Raw genomic sequence first — 19,039 nt, forward strand, 5'->3', positions numbered from 1 at the left:
TCGGTGAGTTTCTGCGTGCGCCTGATCGCGTGGGTGGGGGCTCGAACTGATTCTGTGCGACGAGCGGTCAGCTGTAAGGGCGGCCCCTCCTGGCAGCGGTTCGGGCGTTAGCGGCTTGGAATTAAGTCGGTAAAAACACACGGGCTGTTGTTGCACCTGGGTCTTTCTGGTATAAAGCAGCGCTCTTTTCTAGGGGCCCGGTTCCTTCGCTTGTAGGTGTAGCCGGTAAGACCCTAAAGAAACGCGGCGCCTGGCGCCAAATGACTGAGAGATTAAGCGGCCAACCCATGCCGGGTTGGGCATGTGGTTTTAGAGGGCTGAGGCATGTCGAGAGTCTGTCAAGTTACCGGTAAGGGTCCGGTGACTGGGAATAACATTTCCCACGCAAATAACAAAACCCGTCGTCGTTTCCTGCCGAACCTGCAGCATCACCGCTTCTGGGTTGAAGAAGAGAAACGTTTCGTGCGTCTGCGCGTATCCGCCAAAGGCATGCGTATCATCGACAAGCGTGGCATCACTGCCGTGCTGGCCGACATCCGCCGCGCTGCCAAGGTTTAAGGAGCTATATCATGCGTGAATTGATTCGAATGATCTCTAGCGCCGGTACTGGTCACTTCTACACTACCGACAAGAACAAGCGTACTACCCCGGACAAGCTCGAAAAGAAAATGTTCGACCCGCGCGTTCGCAAGCACGTGATCTACAAAGAAGGCAAAATCAAGTAATTGATTTCCTTCCTTGTGAAAAAAAGCCCGTATCTCACGATGCGGGCTTTTTTTTGCGTGCGATTTGCTGATCAGGCTTTCTGTTCGAACACCACGTAGATTTTGCGACAAGGTTCGAGCACTTCCCAGGTCCCGGTGAAACCGGCGGGGATCACGAAGCGGTCGCCAGCGCGCAGGGTCTTGGCGTTGCCCTGATCATCGCGCAGTACCGAGACGCCCTGCACGATCTCGCAGTATTCATGTTCGGTGTAGTTAACTTTCCATTGCCCCACTTCGCCTTCCCAGACCCCCGCATTCATCTGACCACAGGGGCTGTTGTAGTGGTTGTAGAGGGTTTGCTCGGGGTCGCCCTTGAGGATTTTTTCCGCGCCAGGGCGGTAGCGTTCGGGGGCGGTGTTGGCTTGGCTAAAGTCGACGATGTCCTGGATGCTCATGTGCATGTCCCGTCTGGCCTGCGGTTGGTGAGGCCAAAGTCTATGTTTATTAAAATGAACATCGCAAGGGCGTTTGCCGCCGTTATGTCAAATATATTGAAACATCCCTGGCCGCTGGTTTAGGGTGGCAGCTGCCTTGGGCCGAACAGCTGGCTGGCGGGCAAGAATTCTTTGAGGCTGCCGGACGACATCGCCTGGCCCTCGTATTCAATAAGAGGAGGACACTCGCATGACCACCCTGACCCGTGCCGACTGGGAACAACGCGCCAAGGATCTGAAGATCGAAGGCCGCGCCTACATCAATGGCGAATACACCGCCGCCGTTTCCGGCGACACCTTCGAGTGCATCAGCCCGGTCGATGGCCGCCTGCTGGCCACCGTTGCCAGCTGTGACGCCGACGATGCCCAGCGCGCCGTGGAAAACGCCCGTGCCACCTTCAATTCCGGCGTGTGGTCACGCCTGGCGCCGGCCAAACGCAAAGCCACCATGATCCGTTTCGGCGCGCTGCTCAAAGCCAATGCCGAAGAGCTGGCGCTGCTCGAAACCCTGGACATGGGCAAGCCTATCAGCGACTCCCTGTATATCGACGTGCCCGGTGCCGCCAATGCCTTGAGCTGGAGCGGTGAAGCCATCGATAAGATCTACGATGAAGTCGCGGCCACCCCCCATGATCAACTGGGCCTGGTGACCCGTGAGCCGGTCGGCGTGGTTGGCGCCATCGTGCCGTGGAACTTCCCGTTGATGATGGCCTGCTGGAAACTCGGCCCGGCACTATCCACCGGTAACTCGGTGATCCTCAAGCCGTCCGAAAAATCTCCGCTGACCGCCATCCGTATCGCGGCCCTGGCCGTTGAAGCGGGGATTCCGAAAGGCGTATTCAACGTTCTACCAGGCTACGGCCACACCGTGGGTAACGCCTTGGCGCTGCACATGGACGTCGACACGCTGGTGTTCACTGGCTCGACCAAGATCGCCAAGCAGCTGTTGATTCGCTCTGGTGAGTCGAACATGAAGCGTGTTTGGTTGGAAGCAGGCGGCAAGAGCCCCAACATCGTGTTCGCCGACGCCCCCGATCTGCAGGCCGCTGCCGAGTCGGCCGCCAGTGCCATTGCCTTCAACCAGGGTGAAGTGTGCACCGCCGGTTCGCGCCTGCTGGTGGAGCGCTCGATCAAGGACACATTCCTGCCCCTGGTGATCGAGGCCCTCAAAGGCTGGAAACCTGGCAACCCGCTGGACCCGGCGACCAATGTCGGCGCCCTGGTGGACACCCAGCAGATGAACACCGTGCTGTCCTACATCGAAGCCGGTCACGCCGACGGCGCCAAGCTGGTGGCGGGCGGCAAGCGCACGCTGGAAGAGACCGGCGGCACCTACGTCGAACCGACGATTTTCGATGGTGTGACCAATGCCATGAGAATCGCCCAGGAAGAAATCTTCGGCCCGGTGCTGTCGGTGATCACCTTCGACAGCGCCGAAGAAGCGATCAAGATCGCCAACGACACCCAATACGGCCTGGCTGCGGCGGTGTGGACTGCGGATATCTCCAAGGCGCACCTGACCGCCAAGGCGCTGCGCGCGGGTAGTGTGTGGGTCAACCAGTACGATGGCGGCGACATGACTGCGCCGTTCGGTGGCTTCAAGCAATCGGGCAACGGTCGCGACAAGTCGCTGCATGCGTTCGACAAGTACACCGAGCTGAAGGCCACCTGGATCAAGCTGTAAGCAACACTGCCGGGCCTGTGTAGGAGCGAGCTTGTGTGGGAGCCGGCTTGCCTGCGATAGCATCACCGAAGTGTGGCTGACACACCGAGGCGTTTGCATCGCGGGCAAGCCCGGCTCCCGCACAAGCTCGCTCCTACAGTTCGTTTTGAACCTAGAAAATAATTATCCACAGGAGCGTGGCAATGCGTTGGGCGACTTACTTTGCCGTCCTGGCTTCGGTACTCAGCGTGGGCTTGGCCCTGGGCGTCAGTATGCCGCTGGTCTCCCTGCGCCTGGAGAGCTGGGGCTACGGCAGTTTCGCCATTGGCGTAATGGCCGCGATGCCGGCCTTCGGCGTGCTGCTCGGCGCTAAGCTTTCCAGCCGCTTGGCCGCTTGGCTCGGTACGGCAAACCTGATGCGTTTGTGTCTGTGGGCGGGTGCGGTGTCCATCGGTTTACTGGCGATCCTGCCCAGTTATCCCGTGTGGCTGGTGCTGCGTTTGATGATTGGGGTGATCCTGACCATTGTTTTTATCCTTGGCGAGAGCTGGATCAATCAATTAGTGGTGGAGCAATGGCGTGGCCGGCTGGTGGCGCTGTATGGCTGCAGCTATGCGCTGAGCCAACTGTCGGGCCCGTTGTTGTTGGGTGTGATCGGCACCGGGCATGACTACGGTTTCTGGGTCGGCGTAGGGCTGCTGATGGTTGCGCCGTTGCTGTTGCTGGGGCGTTCCGGCGCGCCGACGGCCGATTCGTTTAGCGTCACTTTCGCCGAGCTTTGGCGTTTTTGCCGGAGCCTTCCGGCCATTGCCTGGGCGGTGGCGCTGTTCGCCGCGTTCGAAGCGATGATCCTGACACTGCTGCCGGTGTACTGCCTGCAACAGGGATTCAGCGCCGAGATTGCCCTGGCGATGGTCAGCACGGTGGTCGTCGGCGATGCGTTGCTGCAATTGCCCATCGGCGCGCTGGCCGATTATTTGCCACGTCGCACCCTGTTTCTCGGCTGTGCGCTGCTGTTGCTGGCATCGAGCCTGGCAATTCCTGCGCTGCTGCACACGCTGCTGATCTGGCCGGTGTGGGTGCTGTTCGGCGCCAGTGCGGGCGGGTTGTTCACGCTGTCGTTGATTCTGATCGGCGAGCGCTACCGCGACGACGCGCTGGTGCGGGCCAACGCCCATATCGCGCAGCTATGGGGCATCGGGTGTCTGTTGGGGCCATTGATCGCTGGCGCCGGCAGCCAATGGGTCAGCGGGCACGCACTGCCGTTGCTGATGGCTGCCGGGGCATTGGGGCTGGTGCTGTTGTTAATGCGCAAAGGTGCTTTCGGCGCTACACAGCCTTGTTCTTAAAGCATGCGCTCCAGGCCGACCGAGGTAGCGAACCACGCATTGAACCGCCGCCACCAACTGCCTGGCTCGCGCGTCAGGGTGTGCAGTTGGCCGTCATCTTCGGTTACCCACACCACTTGGCCGTCTTGTAGTTTCGCCTCATAGCTGAGGGCGGGCGCCATGCCTTGCAGCGCCAGGTTGCGTACGTGCTCGGCCAGTTCGGGGCTGTCCACCAGCACCCCGACCTCGGTGTTCCACAGCACCGAGCGGGGATCGAAGTTGAACGAGCCGATAAATGATTTCTCGCCATCAAAGATCATTGCCTTGCTGTGCAGGCTGGAGTCCGAACCGCGGAACGAGCCGCGCCGGAACAGATGCGGCCCACTGCCGGCGCTCGGGTCGCCGGGTTGGCGGCGCAGTTCGTACAGCTTCACGCCGTGCTCCAGCAACGCTTTGCGGTACGGCGCGTAACCGCCGTGCACAGCCGGTACGTCCGTGGCTTCCAGGGAGTTGGTCAGCAGGCTGACTGATACGCCGGCATCGGCGAGCCCGGTGAGGTACACCAGCCCAGGTTGGCCTGGCACGAAGTACGCCGAAATCATCATCAGTTCACGGTTGACCCTTTCCAGCTCAGGTGCCAGTTGAGTGGTCAGCAGTAGCTGCGGGTCCGGGTCGGCCTTGGCTAGCACCTTGCTCGGTGCATCCCACAGCGCCTGGTTCCAGGCCCAGATCAGTTCGCGGCGCCAGATGTCCATGCGTGGTTGGGTCTGGTAGGCGCGCAAGCGGTTGTACAGGGCATGGTGTTGTTGGCGCGACTCCGCCAATGACGCCGCCAGGCCCGCGCGGGCGGCGGCCAGATCGTCTTTGGAGGGCAGGGTAGAGACGAAGTTGTCGATCGGTTTGCTCAGGGCGCTGTTCCAGTATTGATCGAAACTGTGACCCAATTGCTCGGCCACCGGCCCGACGCTGAGCATGTCGATATCGGTGAAATTCAGATTGGGCTCGGCGTCGAAATACTCATCCCCAAGGTTGCGGCCGCCGACGATGGCTGCACTGTTGTCCGCCAACCACAGCTTGTTGTGCATGCGCCGGTGTTGCAGCGACAGGTTGAACAGGCGGCCCATGGCCCGAGTGGCGCCCGTGCTGCGCCCCAGATGCAGCGGGTTGAACAGGCGGATTTGGATGTTGGGGTGGGCGGCGAGGGTGGCGATCACCTGGTCGAGGCCGTCGCTGGTGGTGTCGTCCAGCAGGATGCGTACACGCACGCCACGGTCGGCGGCTTTGAGCAGTTCGTCCACCAGCATGCGCGTGCTGATGCCGTCATGCACGATGTAGTACTGCAGGTCGAGGCTGGTCTGGGCGTTGCGGATCAGTTCGGCGCGGGCCATAAAGGCTTCGCTGCTGTTGGGCAGCAGGCGAAAGCCCGAGCGCCCTTGATAGGGCGCCGCCTGGGCCTGGATAGAGCGGCCGAACGAGGATTGCCCGGCCGGCAGTGCGTCGCTGGGCACTCGAGGCGCAGTCACCGTGGCGCAGCCGCCCAGGGCGAGGGCTCCCAACAGGAGGAACGGTAAAAGCCGTTGGATCATCAAGGGAGTCGCTTCCGGATCAGGGCAGTAGTCGGCATATGACGGCTATTTGCCGTGAAAGGTCAGTCCGCTGATTCGGCCAGCATTTTGCTCGCGGCGATGCCGACCTTGCGCACTGCCTCTTCGATCTGCGGGGTTGGCTTGGCAGCGTAGTTCATGCGCAGGCAATTGCGGTACTTGCCGGATGCAGAAAAGATGCTTCCTACAGCCACCTGTACGCCTTGTTCTACCAGCACACGGTTGAGTTTGAGGGTGTCGAAGCCCTCCGGTAGTTCTACCCACAGCATGAAGCTGCCCTGAGGCCGGCTGGCGCGGGTGCCAGCGGGAAAATACCGGCTGACCCAATCGAGCATCAGGTCACGATTGCGCTGGTATTGGGTACGCATCCGTCGCAAATGTGGTTCGAAATGACCGCCCTTGAGGAATTCGGCGATCGCGATCTGCGGCTGTGTGGCGGTAGAACCGGTGCTGATGTATTTCATGTGCAGCACTCGCTCCAAATAGCGCCCCGGTGCAACCCAGCCAATACGCAGGCCTGGGGCGAGGGTTTTGGAGAATGAACTGCACAACAGTACGCGGCCGTCTTCATCGAAGGATTTGATCGTGCGCGGGCGTGGGTAGCTGTAGGCCAATTCGCCGTATACATCGTCTTCGATAATTGCCACATCGAAGCGCTGGGCCAGGTTCAGCAGCGCACGCTTGCGTGCCTCGGGCATGATATAGCCCAGCGGGTTGTTACAGTTGGGGGTCAACTGGATGACCTTGATCGGCCACTGCTCTAAGGCCAGCTCCAGCGCTTCGAGGCTGATGCCGGTGAGCGGGTCGGTAGGAATTTCCAGGGCCTTCATGCCCAGGCCTTTGAGGGTCTGCATGGCGCCATGGAAGCTCGGCGAGTCTACCGCGACGATATCGCCGGGCTCACAGATGGCGTGGATGCTGGCGGAGAGTGCCTCGTGGCAGCCGGTGGTGATCACGATGTCTTCGGCGCCCAGTTGGCAGCCGGAATCCAATGACAGTCGAGCAATCTGCTCGCGCAACTCCATACAGCCGAGAATGTTGTCGTAATACAGGCCGGGAAGATCCTGGCGTCGACTGACGCGGGCCAGGCTGCGCAGCAGGGGTTTGAGGGTGGGTGACAACACATCGGGCATGCCGCGGCCCATCTGTATGACGTCTTTACGCGGTAGGGCGCGAATAAGTTCCAGCACCTGATCCCATTGGGAAATCTCCACTGGGCGCTGGGCCGGACGGCCTATTTCCGGCAGGGCGGGCAGCTCACGGCCCACGGGTACGAAGTACCCGGACTTGGGTTTGGGGGTTGCCAGGCCGTTGTCTTCCAGCAAGCGATAGGCCTGTTGCACGGTGCTCAGGCTGACCCCGTGCTCCACACTCAACGCACGGACGGAGGGCAACCGGTCGCCGGGGCGATAGAAGCCTTGTTCGATGCGAGTGCCCAGCAGTTCGGCGAGGTTGACGTAGAGGGTCATGGCGGTCGCTCCCGGGACCAGTACAGATCCTGGGAAAATACAGGATTCAGCCACCCAGTGGCAGTATCTGTATGGATTTAATAGATAAAGGTTGAATCTGTAATGGTTTTGCTCGCTCGCTCATTCTAGTCGCTCATGGCAACCGGCAAATGAGGGGCAACAAAATGAACGGCATAAGCGATGTGCGCCTGAGGTTACACAGTCAGGAACTGGAGGCTGACCACGCACGGGCCGCAACGCCGGGCGATATCAGTCGTTGGGGGCTGTTCTGGCGCCGTCGCCACACGCGCAAGGCTTTGCTGAGCATGACCGGCGAGCAACTGCGCGACATCGGCTTGAGTGCCCGACAGGCGCGGGAGGAAGGTCTGAAACCGTTCTGGCGCGATTGATCAGAGCAGCTCTTTGAGACGGTGCCAAAGCATGCCTAGCGCCAGCAGCGGCGAGCGCAAATGCTTGCCACCGGGGAAGGTCATATGCGGCACTTGGGCGAACAGATCGAAACGCCCCTGCTGTTGGCCGCTGATCGCTTCGGCCAGCAGCCGGCCCGCCAGATGCGTGGCGTTGAGGCCATGGCCGGCGTAAGCCTGGGCGTAATACACATTGGGTTGATCGGCCAGGCGACCGATCTGCGGCAGGCGATTGGCGCCGATGCCGATCATGCCGCCCCATTGGTAATCGATCTTCACGTCGGCCAGCTGCGGGAACACTTGCAGCATTTTCGGACGCATATAAGCGCCGATGTCCTTGGGGTCGCGTCCGGAATAATGACAAGCACCACCGAACAGCAGGCGACGATCGGCGGACAGCCGGAAGTAATCCACGGTGACTCGCTGATCACACACCGCCATGTTCTGCGGTAGTAATTGCGTGGCCTTGGCTTCACTCAAGGGTTCGGTGGCGATGATATAGCTGCCGGCGGGTAATACCTTGCCGCTCAGGTGAGGGTTGAGACCGTTGAGATAAGCGTTGCAGGCCAGCACCAGCGTCTTTGCGCGCACCATACCCTGGGCGCTGTGGACTCGGACCTCGGAGCCGTAGTCGATGCGGGTCACTTCTGACTGTTCGAACAGCCTCACGCCCAGCCGCTCGGCGGCGGCAGCTTCGCCAAGGGCCAGGTTCAGCGGGTGCAGGTGGCCGGAACCCATGTCTATCATGCCTCCGACGTAGCGCTCGGAGCCGATCACGCTGCTCATTTCGTTGGCTTGCAGCAAGCGCACTTCATGACGATAACCAAGGCTGCGCAGTTCTTCGGCATCTTCGGCCAGGCCCTGCAGATCGCGAGGTTTGTTGGCGAGGTCGCAATAGCCCCAGGTCAGGTCGCAAGGGATCTGGAAGCGCTCGACGCGCTCGCGCACGATCTCCACAGCTTCCAGGCCCATCTGCTTCATCTGGCGCACGCCGTCGGTGCCGATGACGTTGGCGAACTGGTCGAGCCCATGGCCGACGCCGCGAATCAGCTGGCCGCCATTACGTCCGCTGGCGCCCCAGGCGACTTTGCGGGCTTCCAGCAGCACTACGCTGAAACCCCGGTCGGCCAGTTCCAGTGCGGTGTTGAGCCCGGAAAAACCGCCGCCGACCACGCACACGTCGGCCGTGACTTCCCCTGTCAACGCTGGGTAATCAGGCAGAGGTAGGCTGCTGGCGGCGTAGTAGGAATCGGCGTGCCGGGCGCTGGCGGTCATGGGCGCATCCCTGTTTGGAAAATTTGACGCAGGATACAGCGGTCGGACGATGCTGTCTGCGCAGGGCAATTTGCGGCAGAATCCACCCCTGTTCGCCGTTGAGTACCTGTTCGATGAGTTGCAACCGTCAGAAGATCAGCGCATTGCGCCGTCAGATTCCTTCGTTCGAGTGTGTTCCGGGCTGCCACGACTGCTGTGGGCCGGTGACCACGTCCCCCGAGGAAATGTCGCGTCTGCCGCGCAAGACCGCTGCCGAGCAGGAAGCCGCCATGGACGAGCTGAACTGCGTCCACCTGGGCCCCACTGGCTGCACGGTGTATGACGAGCGACCGCTGATCTGTCGGTTGTTCGGCACCACCCAAACCTTGCCATGCCCCAACGGGCGCCGGCCGGTGGAGTTGATTCATCCACGAGTGGAAAAACAGATCCACGAATATATGGCCAGCACCCGGCAGGTATTGGTTTAGTCCGGGATCGGCAGGTTCAGGCTCTCCTTTACCTCTTCCATCACGATATAGCTCTTGGACTCACGCACGTGGGGCAGCTTGAGCAGGATGTCGCCCAGCAGTTTGCGGTACGAGGCCATCTCGGAAATCCGCGCTTTCACCAGGTAGTCGAAGTCCCCGGACACCAGGTGGCATTCCAGCACATGGGGCAGTTTCAGCACGGCGCGGCGGAACTCTTCGAAGGTGTCTCCCGACTTGTAATCCAGGCTGATCTCGACAAATACCAGCAAACTCCCCTTCAAATGCTGCGGGTTCAGCCGTGCGTTGTAGCCCATGATGATCCCCTCGCGCTCCAGGCGCCGCACGCGCTCGGTGCAGGGCGTGGTCGAGAGGCCGACTTTTTCCCCCAGCTCAGTGAACGAGATGCGCCCGTCGGTTTGTAGAATGCGCAGGATATTGCGATCGATCTTGTCCAGCTCCCGTTTGGTCTGGGTGTTGGTACGCATAGGGGATACGCCTCTGTAAAAACGGTTTTTGCCGAGAATTGTCGCCAAATATAGGCATTTATATAGTGAAATGCACTGGTGATTGCTTTTTATACTGCGCCCATCATTGCTCGAATAACACACGTCGGCGGCCACGCCGCGATGAGGATATAAAAATGCGCGTTCTGGTCTTGGGTAGCGGCGTCATTGGTGTCACCAGTGCGTACTATTTGGCGCGGGCCGGTTTCGAAGTGGTGGTCGTCGACCGTCAACCCGCCGCAGCCATGGAAACCAGTTTCGCCAACGCCGGTCAGGTGTCCCCCGGTTACGCCTCGCCCTGGGCCGCACCGGGTGTGCCGCTCAAGGCCATGAAATGGCTGCTGCAACGCCACGCGCCGCTGGCCATCAAGGCCACCGCCGATATCGATCAATACCTGTGGATGGCGCAGATGCTGCGCAACTGCACCGCCAGCCGGTATGCAGTTAACAAAGAGCGCATGGTGCGTTTGTCCGAATACAGCCGCGACTGCCTTGATGAGCTGCGCGCCGAGACCGGTATTGCCTACGAAGGCCGCAGCCTCGGTACTACCCAACTGTTCCGTACCCAGGCGCAGTTGGATGGCGCGGCCAAGGACATCGCGGTGCTCAAAGAGTCCGGCGTGCCTTTCGAACTGCTTGACCGTGCCGGCATTGCTCGCGTCGAGCCTGCCCTGGCCAGCGTCACCGATATTCTGGCCGGTGCCCTGCGCTTGCCCAACGATCAGACCGGCGACTGCCAGATGTTCACCACGCGCCTGGCCGAGATGTGCACGCAATTGGGCGTTGAGTTCCGCTTCGAACAAGACATCCAGCGCCTCGATCACGCGGGCGACCGCATCAACGGCGTATGGATCGATGGCAAGCTGGAAACGGCCGATCGCTACGTGCTCGCCTTGGGCAGTTATTCGCCGAAGTTGCTCAAGCCGCTGGGTATCAAGGCCCCGGTGTACCCACTCAAGGGGTACTCGCTGACTGTGCCGATCACCAACCCGGCGATGGCGCCCACGTCGACCATTCTCGACGAGACCTACAAGGTCGCTATCACCCGTTTCGACAACCGCATCCGCGTCGGCGGCATGGCTGAAATAGCCGGTTTTGACCTGTCGCTGAACCCGCGTCGCCGGGAAACCCTGGAGATGATCGTCAACGACCTTTATCCTCAGGGCGGTGATTTGGCCCAGGCTTCGTTCTGGACCGGCCTGCGTCCGACTACACCTGACGGCACGCCGATTGTCGGTGCCACGCCGTTCAAGAACCTGTTCCTGAATACCGGCCACGGCACGCTCGGTTGGACCATGGCCTGCGGCTCGGGCCGTTTGCTGGCCGACCTGATGGCCAAGAAAACCCCGCAAATCAGCGCCGCAGGCCTCGATATTTCCCGTTATGGCAACCACCAGGAGTCCGCAAAACATGTCAATCCAGCGCCAGCTCACCAATGAGCGCATGAGCCAGATCGTTGTCCACAGCGGTACCGTGTACCTGGCTGGGCAAGTCGGCGACGACATGGGCGCCGGGATTGAACAGCAGACCCGTGAAACCTTGGCCAATATCGAGCGTTTGCTGGACCTGGCCGGTACCGACAAGACCCGATTGCTGTCGGTGACGATTTATTTGAAAGACATCGACGCCGATTTCGCCGGTATGAACGCGGTGTGGGACGCCTGGTTGCCCAAAGGGGTTGCCCCGGCCCGCGCCACGGTTGAGGCCAAGCTGTGCGAGCCGCAAATCCTGGTAGAACTGTCCGTCGTGGCTGCTCTGCCGTAATACAGATCCCTCTCCCGGCGCTGAGGTTTGTTGATCAGCGCCGGTTTTTCTTCACTCTGCCGCCTAGAAGTCTGCCGTCATGCGTCCAGCCCGTGCCCTGATCGACCTCCAAGCTCTGCGCCACAACTACCAATTGGCCCGTGAAGTCACGGGAGCCAAGGCACTTGCCGTGATCAAGGCCGATGCCTATGGCCACGGTGCCGTACGTGTGGCCCAGGCGCTGGAAGCCGAGGCCGACGGCTTTGCCGTGGCCTGTATCGAAGAAGCACTGGAGCTGCGCGCCGCTGGCATTCGTGCGCCGGTGCTGTTGCTGGAAGGCTTTTTTGAAGCCGACGAGCTGCCACTGATCATCGAGCATGATTTCTGGTGCGTGGTGCACTCGCTGTGGCAACTGGAGGCGATCGAACAGGCGCGCTTGAGCAAGCCGCTGACCGTCTGGCTCAAGCTGGATTCGGGTATGCACCGCGTGGGCTTGCACCCTAAGGATTATCACGAGGCTTACCAGCGCCTACTGGCCACCGGCAGCGTTGCCAAGATTGTGCTGATGAGCCACTTCGCCCGCGCCGATGAGCTCGATTGCGTGAGCAGTGATGAGCAGGTGGCCGTGTTTGATGCGGCGCGCCAAGGCCTGAGCGCAGAGGTCAGCTTGCGCAATTCGCCATCGGTGATGGGCTGGCCGAATGTGTCCAGCGACTGGGTCCGGCCCGGCATCATGCTCTATGGTGCTACGCCTTTCGGCGAAGCGCAGTCTGTGGCCGCACGTTTGCAGCCGGTGATGACCCTGGAATCGAAAGTGATCTGCGTGCGTGAACTGCCGGCGGGTGAGCCCGTAGGCTACGGTGCCAGGTTCATCACGCCCAAGCCGATGCGAATCGGGGTAGTGGCCATGGGTTACGCCGACGGTTACCCGCGCCATGCTCCCACGGGTACGCCGGTGCTGGTGGCCGGGCAGCGCAGTCAGTTGCTGGGGCGTGTGTCCATGGACATGCTGTGCATCGACCTGACGGACGTGCCTCAGGCCGGTCTGGGCTCTACGGTGGAGCTGTGGGGCAAGAACATTCTGGCCAGTGACGTGGCCGTCGCCGCCGAGACCATCCCCTACCAGATCTTCTGCAACCTGCGACGGGTGCCAAGGCTCTACTCCGAGGCCTGACAGGCCGTCACGAATGGAGCTGGTCGGGATTTAGGCCAAAGTGTTGTAAATACTGAACGCTGTCGCCATGATAACGCTCAATTACAACAAAGCCTGAATCCTAGGAGGCACCTGCATTGGACGTCGGCGAACGACTGCAATCCATCCGTAAACTCAAAGGTCTTTCCCAGCGTGAGCTCGCCAAGCGCGCGGGTGTCACCAACAGCACCATTTCGATGATCGAAAAAAACAGTGTCAGCCCTTCGATCAGCTCCTTGCGCAAGGTGCTGGGTGGCATTCCCATGTCCATGGTCGAGTTCTTCTCTGAAGAGATCCTTCAGGAAATACCGACGCAGATCGTCTATAAAGCCAATGAGCTGATCGACATCTCCGACGGCGCCGTCACGATGAAACTGGTGGGCCGCGCGCATCCAAGCCGGGCCATCGCGTTTCTCAACGAGATCTACCCGCCGGGCGCCGACACAGGTGAAGAAATGCTCACCCACGAGGGCGAGGAAACCGGGATTCTGCTGGAAGGCCGGTTGGAGTTGGTGGTCGGTCTTGAAACTTTTGTGCTCGAAGCGGGCGATAGCTACTACTTTGAAAGCACCAAGCCCCACCGTTTTCGCAATCCGTTCGACGTGCCGGCGCGACTAATCAGCGCAGCCACACCCGCGAACTTTTAACAGAAGAGGCGTCCTGCCAGCATTGCAGAGCCGCCCGTAGCTGCATTCCGCCAGACTGAATCTCCCTTTGGTTAATAGGGTTGTTTCAGCCAGGCGGGCTAACCGTTATACTTTCGCCGCCTGCGAAACCGTGGCCGCAGGCGTGAATAGCCACCATTGAGGGTGAACGCGTGAACCTAATTATGAAAATGCTGGCTGCACCAGCAACCGTACTGGCTCTATGGGCTGTCAGCGCTCAAGCTGCCACCAATGATGAGATCGCTAAGCGCCTGGAGCCTGTGGGGCAGGTGTGTGTTCAAGGTCAGGAATGCAAAGGCATGGAAGTGGCCGTGGCTGCCGGCGGTGGTGGAGCGAAAACGGCAGATGACATCATCGCCAAGCACTGCAACGCATGTCACGGCTCGGGTTTGCTTGGCGCGCCGAAAATTGGCGACACCGCGGCCTGGAAAGAGCGCGCTGACCACCAGGGCGGCCTCGATGGCATCCTGGCCAAGGCTATCACTGGCATCAACGCCATGCCGCCTAAAGGCACTTGCGCCGATTGCTCCGATGATGACCTCAAGGGCGCGATCAAGAAGATGTCCGGTCTTTAATCAGCCGATCTTCGTCAAAAATGCCGCTTACGAGCGGCTTTTTTGTGCCTGGGATTCATCCTGAAGACTGGTTATTGCAGCAAAGAGCCTGCAAGCTCGGTCCAACCCAATCATGGAATGTCAGGAGGGTCGGATGGTGCAGTTGTGTTCAATCGAGCAAGCAGTTGACGACGTACTGGCGCGGTTGCCGGCGCATATCCACATGGGCCTGCCCCTGGGTTTGGGTAAACCCAATCTGTTCGTCAACGCGTTGTATCGGCGTATTGCCAAGCTACCGGAGCGAGCGCTGACCATTTATACCGCTCTAAGCCTGGGCCGCCCGACATTGGGCGACGGTTTGCAGAAGCGTTTCCTCGAACCCTTTATCGAGCGCGTGTTCGGTGATTACCCCGAATTGGACTTTCTCGCCGACCTGCATAAAGACAGCCTACCGCCCAATATCCACGTGCAGCAATTCTTCATGCAGCCCGGCAGCCTGCTGCACAGCGTTTCAGCACAGCAGGACTACGTCAGCAGCAACTACAGCCATGCAGCCCGCGACATCAACGCCGCCGGCCTGAACCTGGTGGCGCAACTGGTCGCCAGCAGTGCCGAACACCCCGACCGCCTGAGCCTGAGCTGCAACCCCGACATTACCCTCGACCTACTGCCGATGATCGCCAAGCGCCGGGAGGCGGGTGAGACCATCCTGATCGTCGGCCAGGTCCACACCGATTTGCCCTACATGCCCGGTGATTCTGAGCTGGGCATGGACGTATTCGATTACCTGCTCGATGAGAAGGACAGCACCACGCTGTTTTCCACGCCCAATATGCCGGTGGGTTTCCAGGATCACTTTATTGGCCTGCATGCCAGCACCTTGGTGCGCGATGGCGGCACCTTGCAGATCGGCATCGGCTCCATGGGCGACGCGCTGACCGCCGCATTACTGGCGCGCCAGGCAGACAACGAAGCCTATCGCTTGCTGATGACGGACCTGGATGTGTACCGCTGGGCGCCGTTGATCAGCCGTGAAGGCGGCGTCGCGCCCTTCGCCCGTGGCCTTTACGGCTGCAGCGAAATGTTCGTCAATGGCCTACTGGTGCTGGCCGACGCCGGCATTGTGCGGCGCAAGGTGTACCCGGATGCGGCCACTCAGGAGCAGGCAAATGCCGGCTTGCTCGACGATGCGGCGCAGCCCGATGGTGTATCGATCCACGGCGGTTTCTTTCTTGGCCCGCGCAGTTTTTACCAGCGCTTGCAGGAAATGACCCATTCCAAGCGCCTTGAATTCAACATGACCCGTATCAGCTACATCAACGAGCTGTACGGTCAGGAGGCGCTCAAGCGCCTGCAGCGTCAGGACGCGCGGTTTATCAACAGTGCGATCGTGGTGACGTTGCTGGGCGCGGGTGTGGCTGATCAATTGGAAGACGGCCACGTGCTTAGCGGCGTGGGCGGGCAATACAACTTTGTGGCTCAGGGCCACGCGTTAGAGGGGGCGCGGTCGATCCTGATTCTGCGCAGCTGGCGCGAATCGGCCGGGGAGGTCAGTTCCAATATCGTTTGGGATTACGGGCACTGCACCATTCCACGGCATCTGCGGGACATCGTCATCACCGAATACGGCATCGCGGATTTACGCGGCCAGACGGACGCGAAGGTGATCGAGGCGTTGCTCAACATCACCGACTCGCGCTTCCAGGCCGACTTGATCGAGCAGGCGCAAAAGGCCGGCAAGTTGCCCAAGGATTTCCAGCTCGATCCGCGCTTCAGCGACAACACGCCGGAGCGGCTCCAGGGTATCCAGGCGCGGCATCGGCGTTTGTTCCCGGAGTATCCGCTGGGCAGCGATTTCACGGACGAAGAGCGGGATTTGTTGCGCGCCTTGAACTGGCTCAAGAGCAAATTCAAGCTGACGGAGATTCTGGAGTTGGGCAAGGCGGCGCTGGATGCACCGGAGCCGCAGGCGTTTCCAGCGCATCTGAGGCGGATGCGGTTGGATACGCCGGAGGGTTTGAAGGAGGACCTCTACCAGCGCCTATTGCTCGCTGGCTTACAAGCAACCGCACACTAAAAACCAACACAAAGCCAAATGTGGGAGGGGGCTTGCCCCCTCCCACATTTTGATCCGTGTTCACCTCGTAGCAAATTACTCGATGAAGGTGACGACGCCACCGGCCAGCGACTTCACCCGCGCCAGCGACTCGACCCGATAGCCCTGGGCATCCAGCTCCGCACGGCCACCCTGGAACGACTTCTCGATGACGATCCCCAAACCGGCCACGGTGGCGCCGGCTTGCTTGATGATCGAAATCAGTGCCTGGGACGCCTTGCCGTTGGCCAGGAAGTCATCGATCACCAGCACGCGATCGCTGCTGGTCAGGTGGCGCGGCGAGATGGCCACGGTGCTTTCGGTTTTCTTGGTGAAGGAATACACCGTCGCCGACAGCAGGTTTTCGGTCAGGGTCAGGGATTGCTGCTTGCGCGCGAAGATCACCGGTACGCCCAGGTTCAGGCCGGTCATGATCGCCGGGGCGATGCCTGAAGCCTCAATGGTGACGATCTTGGTAATGCCCGAATCCTTGAACAGTGCAGCGAATTCGTCGCCGATCAGTTTCATCAGCGCCGGGTCGATCTGGTGGTTCAGAAACGCATCGACCTTGAGTACCTGATCGGAAAGCACGATGCCTTCTTCGCGAATTTTCTTGTGCAGTGCTTCCACGGAAAGCTTCCTCTAATGGCGCGTTGTGCGCCGAAAGTAGATTAAAAAGTAGTCGATTCTAGCGCTTTAACATCGCGCGTATATCCGCCAAGGCGGTGTTGCCGCGCACGGCCTTCACCTCGGTCGGGGTGTCGTCATTGCCTTCCCAGGCCAGATCGTCCGGCGGTAACTCGTCGAGAAACCGGCTGGGGGCACAGTCGATGATTTCGCCGTATTGCTTACGCTTGGCGGCGAAGGTGAAGGCCAGGGTCTGACGCGCGCGGGTAATGCCCACGTAGGCCAGGCGCCGTTCTTCCTCGATAGTGTCGGCTTCGATGCTGGAGCGGTGCGGGAGGATTTCCTCTTCCATGCCCATGATGAACACGTAGGGGAATTCCAGGCCCTTGGAGGCATGCAAGGTCATCATCTGTACACCTTCGGCGCCATCTTCTTCTTCCTGCTGGCGTTCGAGCATATCGCGCAGTACCAGCTTGCCGATGGCGTCTTCGACGGTCATCTCGCCGTCTTCGTCTTTTTCCAGGGTGTTCTTCAGTGCTTCGATCAGGAACCAGACGTTGCCCATGCGGTAATCCGCGGCCTTGTCGCTGGAGCTGTTGGTGCGCAGCCAGTTTTCATAGTCGATATCCATGACCATGCTGCGCAGGGCGCTGATCGGGTCTTCGCCGGCACATTGCTCGCGCACTTTGTCCATAAAGCGCTTGAAGCGCGACAGCCGATCGGTGAAGCGCGTGTCCAAATGTTCGCCCAGGCCGATTTCGTCGGTAGCGGCGTACATCGAGATCTTGCGCTCGGTGGCGTAGTTGCCGAGTTTTTCCAGGGTGGTGGAGCCGATTTCCCGACGCGGTACGTTGATTACGCGCAGGAAGGCGTTGTCGTCGTCTGGATTCACGATCAGACGGAAATAAGCCATCAGGTCTTTGACTTCCTGACGTCCGAAAAAGCTGTTACCGCCTGACAGACGATACGGCACCTGGTGGTGTTGCAATTTCAGCTCGATCAGCTTGGCCTGGTAGTTACCCCGGTACAGGATCGCGAAATCGCTGTAAGGCCGGTCAGTGCGCAGGTGCAAGCTGAGGATCTCGACGGCCACGCGCTCGGCTTCGGCGTCTTCGTTGCGGCAGCGGATCACGCGGATCTCGTCGCCATGGCCCATCTCGCTCCACAGTTGCTTTTCGAACTCGTGGGGGTTGTTGGAGATCAGCACGTTGGCGCAACGCAGGATTCGGCTGGTGGAGCGGTAGTTCTGCTCCAGCATCACCACCTTCAAGGACGGGTAGTCCTCCTTGAGCAGCATCAGGTTTTCCGGGCGGGCACCGCGCCAGGCGTAGATCGACTGGTCATCGTCGCCTACCACGGTGAACTGGTTGCGCGTCCCGATCAGCAGCTTTACCAGCAGGTATTGGCTGGCGTTGGTGTCCTGGTATTCATCCACCAGCAGGTAGCGCACCTTGTTCTGCCATTTTTCCAGGATGTCTTTGTGTTCCTGGAACAGCTTGACCGGCAGCAGGATAAGGTCGTCGAAGTCCACCGCGTTGAACGCCTTGAGCGTGCGCTGGTAGTGGGTGTAGACGATGGCGGCGGTCTGCTCCTTGGGGTTGCGCGCGTTTTCCAGGGCTTCGGCGGGCAGGATCAGGTCGTTTTTCCAGGCGCCGATCATGTTCTTGATCTCATCGACGCCGTCGTCGCCCGCGTATTCCTTTTGCATGATGTCGGTCATCAGGGCTTTGACATCGGTCTCGTCAAAGATCGAAAAGCCCGGTTTGTAGCCCAGCCGCACATGCTCCTTGCGGATGATGTTCAGCCCCAGGTTGTGGAAGGTACACACGGTGAGGCCACGGCCCTCGCCACCCTTGAGCAGGGTGCCGACGCGCTCTTTCATTTCGCGCGCGGCCTTGTTGGTAAAGGTCATGGCGACAATGTACTGAGCGCGGATGCCACAGTTCTGGATCAGGTGCGCGATCTTGCGGGTGATCACGCTGGTCTTGCCGGAGCCTGCGCCGGCGAGCACCAATAGAGGGCCGCCGACGTAGTTCACGGCTTCTTGCTGCCGGGGGTTGAGTCGGGACATACGGATTTTTTGGGGTCGTTGGTCAAAAGGGCGGGCATTTTAACAGGCTGGCAAGATTCTGCTGCCCTGGATCGACGGTGTGACGTACCACTCGATCTAAATTTGCCGGTTTTGCTACTTTGCCGCAGGATGTCGGGGCTTCTTGTGGTTGAAGCACTGACAAATGATTACAACCGGC

19 protein-coding genes are annotated in these 19,039 nt (G+C 60.2%); 12 read left to right on the forward strand and 7 right to left on the reverse strand.

All coding sequences use genetic code 11. The features are described from left to right. The first annotated feature begins 324 nt into the window (after positions 1-324). Together rpmB and rpmG are read left to right on the forward strand one after the other, a co-directional pair. Complete coding sequence (gene rpmB / locus ACFZPT_RS01510; RefSeq protein ID WP_034101474.1) at positions 325-558, forward strand: 50S ribosomal protein L28; 234 nt, start codon at positions 325-327, stop codon at positions 556-558. An 11-nt stretch (positions 559-569) separates the two neighbouring features. Beyond that, the gene (rpmG, locus tag ACFZPT_RS01515) at positions 570-725 is read left to right on the forward strand and encodes a 50S ribosomal protein L33 (RefSeq protein ID WP_003176906.1); all 156 of its coding nucleotides are present in this window, start codon (positions 570-572) and stop codon (positions 723-725) included. 71 nt (positions 726-796) lie between these two features. On the opposite strand, the gene ACFZPT_RS01520 is transcribed toward rpmG, so the two are convergent. After that, positions 797-1,159: a cupin domain-containing protein gene (locus ACFZPT_RS01520; protein ID WP_034101473.1), complete on the reverse strand. Its 363-nt coding sequence runs from the start codon at positions 1,157-1,159 to the stop codon at positions 797-799. Between the two features lie 229 nt (positions 1,160-1,388). Between ACFZPT_RS01520 and ACFZPT_RS01525 the strand changes: the two genes are divergently transcribed. Next, complete coding sequence (locus ACFZPT_RS01525) at positions 1,389-2,882, forward strand: aldehyde dehydrogenase (protein WP_099312922.1); 1,494 nt, start codon at positions 1,389-1,391, stop codon at positions 2,880-2,882. A 182-nt stretch (positions 2,883-3,064) separates the two neighbouring features. Beyond that, a complete protein-coding gene (locus ACFZPT_RS01530; RefSeq protein WP_034101471.1) occupies positions 3,065-4,210 on the forward strand; it encodes an MFS transporter in 1,146 nt (381 codons plus the stop codon). Here the strand turns inward: ACFZPT_RS01530 and ACFZPT_RS01535 are convergent. Next, positions 4,207-5,775 carry a phospholipase D family protein gene (locus ACFZPT_RS01535; protein ID WP_099312921.1) on the reverse strand — a complete coding sequence of 523 codons (1,569 nt, stop codon included), beginning with the start codon at positions 5,773-5,775 and terminating at the stop codon, positions 4,207-4,209. The two genes, ACFZPT_RS01530 and ACFZPT_RS01535, sit on opposite strands and share 4 nt — an antisense overlap. A gap of 62 nt (positions 5,776-5,837) precedes the next feature. Next, positions 5,838-7,262, reverse strand: coding sequence for a PLP-dependent aminotransferase family protein (locus tag ACFZPT_RS01540; protein ID WP_099312920.1), 1,425 nt, complete (start codon positions 7,260-7,262; stop codon positions 5,838-5,840). A 164-nt stretch (positions 7,263-7,426) separates the two neighbouring features. Here ACFZPT_RS01540 and ACFZPT_RS01545 point away from each other — a divergent pair, with 164 nt between their 5' ends. After that, a complete protein-coding gene (locus tag ACFZPT_RS01545; protein ID WP_099312919.1) occupies positions 7,427-7,651 on the forward strand; it encodes a DUF1127 domain-containing protein in 225 nt (74 codons plus the stop codon). On the opposite strand, the gene ACFZPT_RS01550 is transcribed toward ACFZPT_RS01545, so the two are convergent. Then, positions 7,652-8,944, reverse strand: coding sequence for an FAD-binding oxidoreductase (locus ACFZPT_RS01550; RefSeq protein ID WP_099312918.1), 1,293 nt, complete (start codon positions 8,942-8,944; stop codon positions 7,652-7,654). It lies immediately after the preceding gene. Between the two features lie 113 nt (positions 8,945-9,057). Here ACFZPT_RS01550 and ACFZPT_RS01555 point away from each other — a divergent pair, with 113 nt between their 5' ends. Then, positions 9,058-9,411, forward strand: a complete 354-nt coding sequence (locus ACFZPT_RS01555) for a YkgJ family cysteine cluster protein (protein WP_034115453.1) — start codon at positions 9,058-9,060, stop codon at positions 9,409-9,411. On the opposite strand, the gene ACFZPT_RS01560 is transcribed toward ACFZPT_RS01555, so the two are convergent. Then, on the reverse strand, positions 9,408-9,896 hold the full coding sequence (locus ACFZPT_RS01560) for an Lrp/AsnC ligand binding domain-containing protein (protein WP_003176896.1): 489 nt from the start codon (positions 9,894-9,896) through the stop codon (positions 9,408-9,410). The genes ACFZPT_RS01555 and ACFZPT_RS01560 overlap by 4 nt on opposite strands. A 155-nt stretch (positions 9,897-10,051) precedes the next feature. Between ACFZPT_RS01560 and dadA the strand changes: the two genes are divergently transcribed. The 6 genes from dadA to ACFZPT_RS01590 all read left to right on the forward strand — a co-directional run bounded on the left by dadA (position 10,052) and on the right by ACFZPT_RS01590 (position 16,145). Continuing rightward, positions 10,052-11,353: a D-amino acid dehydrogenase gene (dadA, locus tag ACFZPT_RS01565; RefSeq protein WP_034101464.1), complete on the forward strand. Its 1,302-nt coding sequence runs from the start codon at positions 10,052-10,054 to the stop codon at positions 11,351-11,353. After that, a complete protein-coding gene (locus ACFZPT_RS01570) occupies positions 11,325-11,678 on the forward strand; it encodes a RidA family protein (RefSeq protein ID WP_034101463.1) in 354 nt (117 codons plus the stop codon). The genes dadA and ACFZPT_RS01570 overlap by 29 nt, the downstream gene beginning before the upstream one ends. A gap of 79 nt (positions 11,679-11,757) precedes the next feature. Beyond that, complete coding sequence (gene alr / locus ACFZPT_RS01575) at positions 11,758-12,831, forward strand: alanine racemase (protein ID WP_034115451.1); 1,074 nt, start codon at positions 11,758-11,760, stop codon at positions 12,829-12,831. A gap of 116 nt (positions 12,832-12,947) precedes the next feature. Next, positions 12,948-13,496 (forward strand): cupin domain-containing protein, encoded by a 549-nt coding sequence (locus tag ACFZPT_RS01580; RefSeq protein WP_005792468.1) that lies wholly within the window; start codon positions 12,948-12,950, stop codon positions 13,494-13,496. Positions 13,497-13,678: 182 nt separating this feature from the next. Continuing rightward, positions 13,679-14,089, forward strand: coding sequence for a cytochrome c5 family protein (locus ACFZPT_RS01585; protein WP_099312916.1), 411 nt, complete (start codon positions 13,679-13,681; stop codon positions 14,087-14,089). A gap of 133 nt (positions 14,090-14,222) precedes the next feature. Continuing rightward, entirely contained in the window at positions 14,223-16,145 is a 1,923-nt protein-coding gene (locus tag ACFZPT_RS01590; protein ID WP_099312915.1) for an acetyl-CoA hydrolase/transferase C-terminal domain-containing protein, read from the forward strand. 75 nt (positions 16,146-16,220) lie between these two features. Here the strand turns inward: ACFZPT_RS01590 and ACFZPT_RS01595 are convergent, their stop codons facing one another. Continuing rightward, on the reverse strand, positions 16,221-16,793 hold the full coding sequence (locus tag ACFZPT_RS01595; RefSeq protein WP_003195447.1) for a xanthine phosphoribosyltransferase: 573 nt from the start codon (positions 16,791-16,793) through the stop codon (positions 16,221-16,223). Between the two features lie 58 nt (positions 16,794-16,851). Then, positions 16,852-18,861, reverse strand: a complete 2,010-nt coding sequence (gene rep / locus ACFZPT_RS01600; RefSeq protein WP_034101459.1) for a DNA helicase Rep — start codon at positions 18,859-18,861, stop codon at positions 16,852-16,854. Positions 18,862-19,039 lie beyond the last annotated feature (178 nt).

The sequence above is a fragment of the Pseudomonas sp. MD330_10 genome, assembly GCF_042610415.1.
Taxonomy (GTDB): Bacteria; Pseudomonadota; Gammaproteobacteria; order Pseudomonadales; family Pseudomonadaceae; genus Aquipseudomonas; species Aquipseudomonas rhodesiae.